At 71.0% G+C, this 12,923-nt stretch carries 7 protein-coding genes; 3 read left to right on the top strand and 4 right to left on the bottom strand.

The genetic code is table 11. The annotated features are described in order from the left end of the window. Positions 1-556: 556 nt before the first annotated feature. The 4 genes from ACQP1O_RS26430 to ACQP1O_RS26415 all read right to left on the bottom strand — a co-directional run bounded on the left by ACQP1O_RS26430 (position 557) and on the right by ACQP1O_RS26415 (position 3,656). Positions 557-709 (bottom strand): hypothetical protein, encoded by a 153-nt coding sequence (locus ACQP1O_RS26430; RefSeq protein ID WP_433561148.1) that lies wholly within the window; start codon positions 707-709, stop codon positions 557-559. A 147-nt stretch (positions 710-856) separates the two neighbouring features. Beyond that, positions 857-2,305: an NAD(P)/FAD-dependent oxidoreductase gene (locus tag ACQP1O_RS26425; protein WP_433561147.1), complete on the bottom strand. Its 1,449-nt coding sequence runs from the start codon at positions 2,303-2,305 to the stop codon at positions 857-859. A 218-nt stretch (positions 2,306-2,523) separates the two neighbouring features. Continuing rightward, positions 2,524-3,414 carry a tat pathway signal sequence gene (locus ACQP1O_RS26420; protein ID WP_433561146.1) on the bottom strand — a complete coding sequence of 297 codons (891 nt, stop codon included), beginning with the start codon at positions 3,412-3,414 and terminating at the stop codon, positions 2,524-2,526. Between the two features lie 89 nt (positions 3,415-3,503). Next, positions 3,504-3,656, bottom strand: a complete 153-nt coding sequence (locus tag ACQP1O_RS26415; RefSeq protein ID WP_326361853.1) for a hypothetical protein — start codon at positions 3,654-3,656, stop codon at positions 3,504-3,506. Positions 3,657-3,887: 231 nt separating this feature from the next. Here ACQP1O_RS26415 and recC point away from each other — a divergent pair, with 231 nt between their 5' ends. From recC to recD, 3 genes are read left to right on the top strand one after another with little or no spacing between them, the layout of a single operon-like run. Continuing rightward, the gene (gene recC / locus ACQP1O_RS26410; RefSeq protein ID WP_433561145.1) at positions 3,888-7,229 is read left to right on the top strand and encodes an exodeoxyribonuclease V subunit gamma; all 3,342 of its coding nucleotides are present in this window, start codon (positions 3,888-3,890) and stop codon (positions 7,227-7,229) included. 49 nt (positions 7,230-7,278) lie between these two features. Then, positions 7,279-10,911, top strand: coding sequence for a UvrD-helicase domain-containing protein (locus ACQP1O_RS26405; RefSeq protein ID WP_433561144.1), 3,633 nt, complete (start codon positions 7,279-7,281; stop codon positions 10,909-10,911). Continuing rightward, on the top strand, positions 10,908-12,800 hold the full coding sequence (gene recD / locus ACQP1O_RS26400) for an exodeoxyribonuclease V subunit alpha (RefSeq protein ID WP_433561143.1): 1,893 nt from the start codon (positions 10,908-10,910) through the stop codon (positions 12,798-12,800). The genes ACQP1O_RS26405 and recD overlap by 4 nt, the downstream gene beginning before the upstream one ends. Positions 12,801-12,923: the final 123 nt, after the last annotated feature.

Below are 12,923 nucleotides of genomic sequence, written 5' to 3'. Positions count from 1 at the left end.
TGGCCCGTATCGCGGCGGTGGGATGGCGGGGCTGGTGGGAACCGGACCTCACCGCCGGTTCCCACCGCGAGCACAGCGGTGCTCGATCGAACTGCTCGGCAGCGAGGATCAGTCGCCGACGACGCGGGATGGAGCGTTGAACGCGTTGAACGCACCGACGGCCGCACCGACTGCGGCGGCTGCGGTGACGGCCGGGACCGCGATCACCGCAGCGCCCGCGGCAGCGCCGAGGACGGGACCGGGACCGGCGGGTGCAGCACGCCCACAGGGGCGAGGTCTAGTGGAACCGCTCCTGCCGCAACCACATTGCCGACCTTGTTCCGGTGGGGATTGAGTGCTCGGTGCTTACCTCCGGCCATGCAGAACCTTTCTGTTCAGGTAGAACATCTGGGGGTACATCGACGCTCGGCATTCGAACCCACCGGTCGCCTGGATTGGTGACAAAGTGAACAACCGAAAAGCATTGCCATAACTGAAAATTAGCCAACGTACTCGTGAAAAGCCATGAAAGAGGCCGGAATCCAGTTCAGGGATTCCGGCCTCCGTAGACCCGCACTCACACCTGAGTCGTCGACTCGTCCGCGACGGTTCCGCCGCCGGGTGCGGAATCGTCGATTCCGCTCGCCGACCGATCGGCCGGTGCACCGGGGGTGGCCGGGGCCAGGTAGCCGTTCACCGCGCCCACGGCCAGGCCGATGGTCGCCCCCACGGTCGCTGTCGGCGTTTGCCCATGGGAGGACCCTTCTTCCGAAATGTCGACGAATGTCGAACATTCGGATCCGGCCGTGCGCCGGATCGGTCGGGACACGCGGCCCGGTGAAGCCTCTATCGTGCCCCCGTGGAGAAACGGATACCGTCAGCCCGCGCGCTGCTGCGAGGACTTCCCCGCTTCCGCATTCGCCACGGATTTGCCGTTGCCCGAAGAACTTTCGCCGCCGATCTGTTTGGCGAGCTGACGCGCCTCGGCCGGATCGTCGAGCGCCTCGAGCGCCAGTCGTGCGAACACCCACTGTTCGGTGGCGGCCATCTGACCACGGTGGCGGCCCAGGAAGGAGACGAACCATTCGAGCACGGTGACGAAGCGGCTGCGGAAGCCGACCAGGTACCACAGGTGCAGCCCCAGCCAGGCCAGCCACGCGAAGAAGCCGCTGAACTCCAGCTTGCCCACCTGGCACACCGCGCTGAACCGCGACACCGTGGCCATGGAGCCCTTGTCGAAGTACTTGAAGGGTTTGCGGTCGGCCACCGTCTGCTTGCCCGCCGCCTCGGCCTTGATGGCCTTCGCGGCGTAGGTGCCGCCCTGGATCGCGCCCTGGGCCTGCCCGGGCACGCCCGGCACCGACATCAGGTCGCCGACCACGAAGACGTTCGGGTAGCCCTTGATGGTGAGGTCGGGTTCGACGATCACGCGTCCGGCGCGGTCCACCTCGGTGCCCTTGGACCGGTCGGCGAGGATCTTGCCCAGGCCGCTGGCCTGCACGCCGGCCGACCACACCTTGCAGGCGGATTCGATGCGCCGCTCGGAGCCGTCCTGGTCCTTGATGGTGACGCCACGCGCGTCGACATTGGTGACCATGGCGTTGAGCTGGATCTCCACGCCCATCTTCTCCAGCCGCTGCTGCGCCTTGCCGCCGAGCTTGGGGCCCATCGGGGCGAGCACCGCGCCCGCGCCCTCGACGAGGATGACGCGCGCGTCGCGGGTGTCGATATTGCGGAAGGAGCCTTCCAGGGTGCGGTCGGCGAGTTCGGCGATCTGCCCGGCCAATTCGACGCCGGTGGGCCCGGCGCCGACCACCACGAAGGTCATGAAGCGGTCGCGGACTTCGGGATCGGTGGCGAGTTCGGCCTCTTCGAAGGAGCCCAGGATGCGCGCGCGCAGTTCGAGGGCGTCGTCGATGGTCTTCATGCCGGGCGCGTAGGTGGCGAAGTGGTCGTTGCCGAAGTAGGACTGCTGCGCGCCGGTAGCCACGATGAGGCTGTCGAACGGGGTGACGTAGTCCTGGTTGAGCAGGCGCGAGGTGACGGTGCCGTTGTCGACGTCGATGTCGGTGACCTCGCCCATGACGACGCGCACGTTCTGCTGCTGGCGCAGCACGATGCGGGTGGCGGGGGCGATCTCGCCGGTGGAGAGGATGCCGGTGGCGACCTGGTACAGCAGCGGCTGGAACAGGTGCGTGGAGGTCTTCGAGATGAGGGTGATGTCGACGTCGGCCTTGCGCAGCTGCTTGCAGGCGAACAGTCCACCGAACCCGGACCCGATCACCACCACGCGATGACGCTGTGCGACGGATTTCTCGGCGTTCATCTAGTTCCTGCTCCTCGCCAGACGGGGAAAGTACGACAACTCACCCGTAACGGTAGTGCAGTGTGAGTAGCGCAGACCAATCAGGACCGACCGAAACAGACCTTTTAGACAACAACCTCGAAACTACAATATGGGCGGTCGTCCAGCGAGGATTTGCCGGAAAGCGCGCCGTGGGCGGCCCCCGGCCGTGCCGGAACCGCCCGCGCGCCGCGTCGGTGTCAGCGCCCCTGGAACAGCAATTGCGCCACGTGCGTGGTGGTTTCGGAGCCGTCGGCGTAACCGCCCTGATCGCCCTGCTCGGTCATGATGGCGAGGGTGTAGCGCTCGCCCGGGCCCGCGAACCCGACCGAATTGACCACCCAGCCGCCCTGCTCGTCGGACCAGCCGTTCTTCAGGCCCGGGTTCATGGCCGCGCCCGCGCCCCACACGCCCCAGTGCTGGTTGGTGTCCACGTGACGCATGCGGTCGAGCAGGTAGGCGCGGTCGTCCGGGTGCATGCGGGTGAGGACGTTGTCCATCAGCCGGTCCAGGTCGGCGGGGGAGCACTGCTGGAAACCCCAGTCGGGGAACAGCTTGACCTGCTCGATCGAGGTGGTGGGCGGCATGGGGACCAGTCCGGTCATGCCGTTGGCGCGGAAGGCGTTGTTGAACGACATGCGGTCGATGCCGGCGTACTTGTTCCACAGGATGTCGGCGGCATTGTCGTTGGAGGTTGCCAGCATGGACTCCATCAGCGCGCGGTCGTCGGGGCCGAGCTGGATGGCGCCGATCCGGGCGCGGTTCAGCAGATCCTCGGCGATTGCCAGTTTGATGGTGGAGGCGGTCCAGAAGTTTGTGTCCGCGTTGCCGTTTCGATAAATGCCGCCGGTGACGCGGTCACGCATCACGTAGCCGGTGACGCCGGGGCGGGTGCCGAGGTAATTGTCGACGGCCGCGATGCGGCTGCTCATATCGGCGTCGAATCCCGCGATCGGGCCCTGGGTGTGCACCGGTGCGGCACCGGCCACGGGGACGAAAACGGGGGCGGCCGGAATGAGGGCCGCGGCAGCGAGAACACAAGCGGAGGAGGCCACGCGCCGGGCCTTGGGGGAACGCACGAGGGAACACAATAGAGGGGACCGTGCCCGATACGCACCTCTTGAGGTGAATCGGTAGGTGTGTTATCGAATCGACACTGTTGCACGGACTTTCGCGAGAGTCAGTGGAAAGCCGCCTGTAGCTCTTCGATGCTGCGGCCATTGAGGCGGTAGCAGTGCTCGAATGCCTCGGTGTGCCGCTCCCGCGGCCACGACTGCAGAACCACGCCGCGACCGTAATGCCGGGAGTTGACGAGTTCCCAGCGGTCTCCCACCCGCCGAACCGTGAACCCGGTTCTGGGCACGAGCGGAATCACCGACGCAGACATCGAGGCGGACCAGCCTTTCCTGAGAACTTCGAACCTCCCCGAAAGGCACTGTCGCATACCACACTCGAATTCCGGAGTGACGCGCCCTAGCAAATCCTGGGCGTGTGGCAGGTGTCACCCGGCGAGCCGGGGCGCTCGGTGTTTGCATGTCGTTCGCCGACTGTATAAACACAGGTCGTGCACATTCACCGGGCCGAACGAGCGGACACGCTCGCCGACGCGCTGGCCGAGCTGCTCGCCGATCCGCTCGGCGATCCGTTCACCCCGGAGGTGGTGGCGGTTCCCGCCAAGGGGATCGAGCGCTGGCTGAATCAGCGGCTGGGTACGGTGCTCGGCAGCGGCGGGGCGGCCGACGGTATTTCGGCCAATATCGATTTCGCGGATCCGGCGGCCCTCGTGGCCGCGGTGCTGGCGGAGGCGACGGGGGTGGATCCGGAGCAGGATCCCTGGTCGCCGGAGCGGCTGGTGTGGACTCTGCTGCCGGTGCTGGACGGGGTGCTGGCCGAGCCGTGGGCCGCGGTGCTGGCGCGCCATCTCGGGCACGGGGACGCGGGCGGTCATCGGGTCGGCCGCCGGTACGCGACGGCCGCGCGGATCGCGTCGCTGTTCGACAGCTATGCCGCCCAGCGCCCGGCCATGATCACCGAGTGGGCCGACGGCCGCGACACCGACGGCGCGGGCCGGGCGCTGCCCGCGGATCTGGTATGGCAGCCACTGCTGTGGCGGCGCCTGCGCAGCGTGGTCGGGGTGGCGAGTCCCGCCGAGCGCCTGGGCGCGGCGTGCGCGCGGCTGCGAGTGGAACAGTCCATCGTGTCTCTGCCGGAACGGATTTCGCTGTTCGGCGTGACCCGGCTGACCACCGATCAGCTGGAGGTGCTGTCGGCGCTGTCGTCGGGGCGGCAGGTGCACCTGTGGCTGGTGCATCCCAGCCCCGCGCTGTGGACCAAGCTCGCCGATGCCGAGGTGATCCCGAGTCCCGGTGTGCGCGTGCGGCATCCGCTGCTGGCGGCGCTGGGCCGGGATGTGCGGGAGCTGCAGCAACGGCTGTCGGGGTACGACCACATCGATACCTATCACCCGCGCCCGGAGACGGCCGCGCCGCGCACGCTGCTGTCGGAGTTGCAGGCCGCCGTGCGGCAGGACCGGTGGTCGCTCATGCCGGAGCCGGGCCTGGCCGACGGGACCATCGCGGTGCACTCCTGCCACGGGCCGTCGCGGCAGGTGGAGGTGCTGCGCGACGCGCTGCTCGGACTGTTCGCCGCCGACCCGACGCTGGAGCCGCGCGACGTCATCGTCATGTGCCCGGATGTGGAGCGTTACGCGCCGCTGGTGCGCGCGGCCTTCGGGCAGTGGTCGGCGCCTGCGTCCCCCAACCCGCCCTCGGGGGCCGAGTCCGGGCATCCGGCGCACGGACTGCGGGTGCGGCTCGCCGATCGCGCGCAGCGGGCGGTCAACCCGGTGCTGGATGTGGTCGGCACGCTGCTGGAGCTGGCCGACGGGCGCGTCACCGTGACCGAGGTGCTGGATCTGTGTACGGCCGAACCGGTTCGGGTGCGCTGCGGCTTCGACGACGACGACATCGAGCGGCTGCGGGAATGGGCCGCCGAGACCGGGGCGCGGTGGGGGATCGGGCAACGGCAGCGGCAGGCGTTCGGGCTCGGGGACTTCGCGCAGAACACGCTCAATGCGGCGGTGGATCGCATTCTGCTCGGGGTGGCGGCCGGGGAATCCAGCGAGGACTGGCTGGATCTGGTGCTGCCGCTGGACGACGTGGACAGCAATGACATCGACCTGGCAGGCCGGTTCGCCGAATTCGTGGACCGGCTGGCGGTGTGCCTGCGCGATCTGCGCGGGTCCACGCTGGAGGAACCGGCGGGCACCGCGCGGCCCGCGGCCGAGTGGGCGGCGGTGCTCGGCCGGGCGCTGGACCTGCTCACCGATATGCCCGCGAGCCAGGGCTGGATGGGGGTGCAGGCCCGCCGGGAACTGGCGACCGCGCTGGAGCCCGCGGGCGGTATTCCCTTGCGGCTCAGCGATATCGGTGCGTTGCTGACCGCCCGGCTGGCCGGTCGGCCCTCGCGCGCCAACTTCCGCACCGGCGAGCTGACGGTGTGCACCATGGTGCCGATGCGGTCGGTGCCGCACCGGGTGGTGGTGCTGCTCGGCCTCGACGACGAGGTGTTCCCCCGCGCGGGTGGCGTGGACGGCGACGACGCGCTGGCCCGGCACCGCTGCCCCGGGGATCGGGATCCGCGCAGCGAGGACCGGCAGCTGCTGCTCGACGCCATCATGGCCGCCGGGGAGCGACTCGTCCTGCTGTACACCGGATCCGATCCGGTGTCGGGTGCGCACCGCCCACCCGCGATTCCGCTGGCCGAGCTGCTCGACACGATGCGCGCGCATGTCGGTGCGGCCGCCCTGGAGCGGGTGGTGACGCGACATCCGTTGCAGCCCTTCGATCGTCGCAACTTCCGGCCCGAGCAGCCGTTCAGCTTCGACACCGTGGCACTGGCGGGCGCGCTGGCCGCCGGACGCTCGCCGCAGCCGCGGCCGTTGTTCCTGGGCACGCCGCTGCCCGCGCGCGAACGCGGCGATGTGGAGCTGGCCGATCTGGTGGCCTTCGCCGAGCATCCGGTGCGGGCATTCCTGTGGCAGCGCCTGGGGATCAGGGTGCCGGAGGACGAGGAGGAGATCGCCGACCGCCTCCCCATCGAACTCGACGGCCTGACCAAATGGAACATGGGCGAGCGCATGCTGTCCGCGCGCCTGACCGGTGTGGACCCGAACGTGCTGCGCGCGGCCGAATGGCGACGCGGCACGCTGCCGCCGTTCACCATGGGCGCGGCCGTGCTCGACGAGGTGGAGGGCACCGTCGACCAGCTGGTGCGGGTGGCCCGCCCGCTGCACGAGATCCCCTCCCGCACCGTCGATATCGCCGTGGATCTGGGTGACAGCCGCCGCCTCACCGGTACCGTTCCCGACGTCCACGACGACGCGCTGCTGCGCACCACGTTCTCGCGGCTGGCGCCGAAACACCGGATGGCGGCCTGGATTCGCCTGCTCGCGCTGGCGGCGACGGGCACCCACCAGTCGTGGCGCGCCATCACCATCGGGCGCGGCAAACACCATCGCCCCGCCTGGCAGTCCACCCTCACCTCGCCCACCGCGCCGCTGGCCCGCGGCATCCTGCGCGACCTGGTGCTGCTGCGCGACGAGGGGCTGTCCGAACCCCTGCCCATCGCCCCCTCGGCCTCGGCCACCTACGCCGAACGCCGCCTCGCCGGCGCCTCCGCCGAGGATGCCCTGCACGCCGCTGGACAGGACTTCGACGACCGCTTCGGCGAACACACCGACCGCTACTTCCGCCACATCCTGGGCCGGTCCCCGCGCTTCGAACAGCTCACCGAGGCCGCCGGACCCTCACTCCCCGGCGTCGAGTCCGAACCGACCCGTTTCGGCGAACTGGCCCGCCGTCTCTGGAACCCCTTGCTCACCAACGAGAATCAAGGTCAGCCATGACCACCGCGAGGAGGAACCCCCTGTTCGTCACCGCTCCCGGGAGCCTTGCATGACCGACGACCTCTTCTCCCTCACCGATCCGGACCTGGCCCCGCGCCCGGCCACCCGCACGCGCCGCAGCAGCGACGGTCCCGCCGGCGAGAGGCGCCGCCGGGGCGCCGCATCCTCGGGTAGCGACATCCCGGACCTGTTCGATCTTCCTGCCGCCGAGCCGGATTCGGCGATGCCGGGCAGCGAACCGGACCGCGATCGTTCCGGGGCTGCCGACGACGGGCTGTGGGATGCGCCCGCCGAATTCGGCGATAATGCTGGGCCACAGGATGATTCGGTCGCCGTGTCCGCGATTTCCCATTCGTTCGGGGATTCGGGGAATCGGTTCGAGCTGACGGGACCGTTGCCGGTCGGGACCAGCGTGCTCGAGGCGAGTGCGGGGACGGGCAAGACGTACGCCATCGTGGGGCTGGCGGTGCGGTTCGTGGCCGAGCTGGGGGTGGATGTCTCCGAGTTGCTGCTGGTGACATTCAGCCGGGCGGCGACGCAGGAGCTGCGAGAGCGGACGCGGGACCGGTTCGTGGGAGTGGCGGCGGCGCTGAGGGATCCGGAGCGGGCGCTGACGTCGGGGGATGAGCTGATCCGCCATCTGGCGCAGGGGAATCCGGGGGAGATCGCGACGCGGCGGGAGCGGCTGCTGGCGGCGCTGTCGGACTTCGACGCGGGAACCATTGCCACCACACACAGTTTCTGTCAGCGGATGCTCGACGAGCTGGGGTTGGCGGGGGAGCAGGATCCGGGGGTGCGGCTGGTGGAGGGGATCGAGGATGTGGTGTCCACGGTCGCCGATGACCTCTATCTGAGCCGGTACGCGCGCGGGGGAGCGCCATTCGGGCCCGCCGACGCGCAGCGGCTGGCCGCGGCGGCGGTCGGGGATCCCCACGCCCTGCTGCTGCCCGAGGCCGAGGGCGAGGAGGATCCGGCGGCCGAGCGGGTGGCGTTCGCGACGGCGGTACGGGTGGAAACCGCTCGGCGGAAACGGCTTTCGGGCCTGCGGGACTTCGACGACCTGCTGGTGCTGCTGCACGAGGTGCTGGCCGATCCCGAGCACGGGCCGCGCGCCTGTCAGCGCATCCGGGACCGGTACCGGGTGGCGCTGGTCGACGAATTCCAGGACACCGACCCGCTGCAGTGGGACATCCTGCGCCGCGCTTTCCACGGGCACGCCACCCTGGTGCTCGTCGGCGACCCGAAGCAGGCCATCTACGCCTTTCGCGGTGCCGAGGTGCTCAGCTATCTGGACGCGGTGGCGCACGCGGACAGCAAGCGCGAGCTCACCACCAACCGGCGCAGCGACGCGGGCCTGCTGACCGCCCTCGAGCATCTCCACGGCGGTGCGGCCCTGGGGCACAAGGAGATCACCGTGCACCGGGTGGCGGCGACCAGGCCGTTCGCGCGGCTGTCCGGTGCGCCGGAGCGGATCACGCCCCTGCGACTGCGGTGCCTGCCGCGCACCGGCGCGGGTCCACTCAACAAGTCCGGGTATCCGACGGTCGGCCGCCAGCGGGAACGGGTCGCCGTCGACGTGGCCGCCGATATCGTCGGCCTGCTCGAATCCGGGGTGCTCATCGACGCGGGCACACCCGGCGAAAGGCCGATCGGGCCGGGCGATATCGCGGTCCTGGTCCGCAACCGCAACCAGCTGGAAATGGTGCGCACCGAACTGGAGGCGGCCGGTGTCGCCTCGGTGCTGGCGGGCGGCGCGAGCGTGTTCGGCACGCCCGCGGCCACCGAATGGCTGTGGGTGCTGCACGCTCTGGAACAGCCGCATCGTGCCGACCGAGTGCGCCTGGCCGCCGGCACCGCGTTGCTCGGTTTGAGCGCCGAGGACATCGACGGCGGAGGAGCGGATCTGGTCGGCCGCCTCAGCGCCGAACTACGCGACTCGGCCCGGCTGTTCGCGCGCGCGGGCTTCGCTGCCGTCGCCGAAAAACTCGGCGCCGAAACAAAATTGGCCCCCCGCCTGCTCGCTCTCGAGGGCGGCGAACGCCAGCTCACCGACCTGCGCCAGATCGCCCAGCTGCTCGACGACGCGGCCCTGCGCGAGGGTTTGGGCCTGTCGGCGCTCACCCGCTGGCTGGCCGACCGGGTGCGTGATCCGGCCTCCGGCAGCGTGGCCGACCGCAGCCGCCGCCTGGACCGTGACGCCGCCGCCGTGCAGGTCGCCACCGTGCACGCCAGCAAGGGCCTCGAATTCCCGGTCGTGTACCTGCCTTTCGCGTGGGACGCGGCCAAACTGCGCAACCCGCCCACCCTGCTGTTCCACGACGAGCAGGGCCGCCGCGTCCTCGATGTCGGCGGCCCCGACGCGCCCGGCTACAGCTCCCGACGCCTGCGCGCCGAGGCCGAGGAGCAGGCCGAGGAACTGCGCCTGCTGTACGTGGCCCTCACCCGGGCCGGCGCGCAGATCGTGGCCTGGTGGGCCCCCGCCTACGACACCCAGACCGCGCCCCTGCACCGTATGCTGCTGGGTCGCGAGCCCGGAAGCCCGGCCGTCGCCGACAAGGTGCCGGTGCCCGCGGATTCGGTGCTGCTGGAACGCATCCGGGACTGGGCCGCCACCGCCCCACCGAGCGTGATCGCCGTCGAGCCGGTGCGCGAGATCACCCGCGCCCGCCTGCCGATCGACGCCACCGCCACCGCCACCGAGCCTTTGGCGGCCGCCCAGTTCGGCCGTGCCCTCGACCAGGCGTGGCGGCGCACCTCCTATTCGGCGCTCACGGCGGGCGCGCACGACGCCCTGCCCGCCGCCGACCTGCCCGAGGGCAGCGGCGTCGCCGACGAACCGGCCACCCCGTCCGTGCTCGCCGAGGATCTGACCGCCTTCGCGGGAGCCAGGCCGTCGCTGATGAATTCGCTGCCCTACGGCGCGGAGTTCGGCACGCTCGTGCACGAGGTCCTCGAATACGTCGACACCGACGCCCCCGACCTGGCCGCCGAGATCCGCGCGCGGGTCCAGCACTCGGTGAGCGAGCAGATGTTCGACGCCGACCCGGACGTCCTGTCGGGTGCACTGCTGGCGGTCATGCACACGCCGATCGGTTTCGGCGCGCTCGCCGACTTCTCGACCCGGGATCGCCTGAGCGAGTTGGACTTCGAGCTCCCGCTGGCCGGTGGCGACCACCCGGTCGCGGCGCGGGTGACCGTCCCGCGCATCGCCGACCTGCTGCGCCGCCACCTGCCCGCCGACGATGTCTTCGCCCCCTACGCCGACCAGCTGGCCCACCTCGACGACACCCCGCTGCGCGGCTACCTCACCGGCAGCATCGACGCCGTGCTGCGCACCACGGGACCGCGATTCGTGGTCGTCGACTACAAGACCAACCGCCTCGGCACCGGCGACCTCACCGTCGCCCACTACACCCACGAGCGCATGGCCGCGGAGATGATGCGCTCGCACTACCCGCTGCAGGCCATCCTGTATTCCGTTGCCCTGCACCGATATCTGCGCTGGCGCCTGCCCGGCTACGATCCGGGCGCACACCTCGGCGGCATCCGCTACCTGTTCGTGCGCGGCATGGTCGGACCCGACACCCCGGACGGCTGCGGCGTTTTCGACTGGCTGCCGCCCGCGGACCTGATCGTCGAGCTGTCGGCCCTGCTGGCCGGGGACCCGGAGGTGGCGCGATGACCGCGATCCAGCTGGCGCAGCGCGGCACCGGCCCGCTGCAGGTGTTCAATGCCGCCGGGGTGCTGTCGGCGGCCGACGTGCATGTGGCGCTGCGGCTCGCCCGCCTCGGCGGCGAGCGGTCACCGGCGGTCGTCTTCGCCACCGCGCTGGCCGTACGCGCGGTGCGTTCCGGGTCGGTGTGCCTGGAGGTCCGGCGCATGCACGAGATCGGTGTCGACGCCGAGGGCGCCGAGGAATCGGCGATCGACCCGGCGACCCTGCCGTGGCCGGACGTGGAATCGGTCATCGCGGCGCTGCGGGTGAGTCCGCTGGTGACCGGCAGTCCGTCCGGGCCGCTGCGCCCGCTGCGGCTCATCGACCCGCCCGGCGCGAACGACTCGGGCCCGCTGCTCTACCTCGACCGGTACTACCGGCAGGAGGAGACGATCCGCCGCGTCCTCACCGAACGCGCCGCCACCCATCCCATGGTGGACACGGAACTCGTGCGCCGCGAACTGGATCGGCTCTTCCCCGACCACGCCGGCCCCGGCGAACCACCGGACCGGCAGCGGCTGGCGGCCGCCCTGGCCACCACCCAGTGGACCACCGTGATCGCGGGCGGCCCCGGCACCGGCAAGACCCACACCATCGCCCGCGTGCTGGCCCTGCTGGTCGCACATCAGCAGGCCGTGCCGGGCGCGCCTGCGCTGCGCATCGCCCTGGCCGCCCCGACCGGCAAGGCCGCCGCCCGCATGCAGGAATCGGTGCGCGAGCAGGCGGGCGAGATCGGCCTGCCCGAGCTGACCGCCGCCACCCTGCACCGCCTGCTGGGCTGGCAGCGCGGCGGCGCGGGCCGGTTCAAACACAGCGAGTTCAACCGGCTGCCCTACGACGTCATCGTGGTCGACGAGACCTCCATGGTGTCGCTGACCATGATGAGCCGCCTGCTGCCCGCCGTGCGGCCCGACGCCCGCCTCGTGCTGGTCGGCGACCCGGACCAGCTGGCCTCGGTCGACGCGGGCGCGGTGCTCGCCGACCTGGTCGCGGGACCCGTTCCGGGACAGGCGAATCCGGCGCTGGAACGCATTCTCGGCGGCGACCCGGCCGCCTCCGCCGCCCATCCGGACGCCCTGTCCGGGCGCGAGCGGGACCGCCTGCGCGGCGGCATCGTCCGGCTCACCCGCGGCCGCCGCTTCGGTGGGCGCATCGCCGAACTGGCCGTCGCGATCCGGGCCGGTGACGCGGACTCCGCCCTGGCCCTGCTGGCCGACGGTGGCGACGAGCTGTCGCTCTACGCGCCCGATGACATCACCGAGGTTCGCGCCGACGTCCTGCGCGCCGCCCGCGAGGCCACCGACGCCGCCGTCGACGGGAACGCGACCGCCGCGCTCACCGCGCTGGAATCCCATCGTCTGCTGTGTGCCCACCGCCAGGGCCCCTACGGTGTCGAACGCTGGGATCGCCTGGCCGCCGGCTGGGTCACCGCCGCCGGGATCAGCGCCGATCCCGGCGGCGGGCACTGGTACGCGGGCCAGCCGCTGCTGGTCACCGCCAATGACCATGAGGCTCGCATCTACAACGGCGACACCGGCGTCATCGTCCGCGCGGCCGACGGGACCCTGCGCGCCGCTCTACAGCGCGGCACCGAGCCCTACCTGGTGCATCCCACCCAGTTCCCCGGCGTGACCACCGTCTACGCCATGACCATCCACCGCAGCCAGGGCAGCCAGTACGACACCGTCTCGGTCGTGCTGCCCGGACCGGAATCCACGCTGCTCACCCGCGAACTGCTGTACACGGCCATCACTCGTGCCCGGCGTCACGTCCGCATCCTCGGCACCGAGGAATCCATCCGCTCCGGCATCGCCCGCCGCGTGCTGCGCGCCAGCGGCCTGCGCAACCGGGAATGACTCGCCGCGCCGACCTGGGGACACGGGACCGCCGCCGCAGTATCCCGCGGTGGGCCGCCCCCGGGGTGGCGCGATCGGCGTAGCGTGGACGGGGCCCGATACGGCTGTCGCCGTGGTCTTTCG

Origin of the sequence: Nocardia sp. CA-151230 (assembly GCF_050942175.1) — a bacterium.
GTDB lineage: Bacteria > Actinomycetota > Actinomycetes > Mycobacteriales > Mycobacteriaceae > Nocardia.
This window is presented reverse-complemented; position numbering and strand designations above follow the sequence as displayed.

Excerpts from the sequence above, each read along its gene's own strand:
- ACQP1O_RS26425 (WP_433561147.1), bottom strand. The coding sequence starts at position 2,305 with ATGAACGCCGAGAAATCCGTCGCACAGCGTCATCGCGTGGTGGTGATC.
- ACQP1O_RS26405 (WP_433561144.1), top strand. The coding sequence starts at position 7,279 with ATGACCGACGACCTCTTCTCCCTCACCGATCCGGACCTGGCCCCGCGC.
- recD (WP_433561143.1), top strand. The coding sequence starts at position 10,908 with ATGACCGCGATCCAGCTGGCGCAGCGCGGCACCGGCCCGCTGCAGGTG.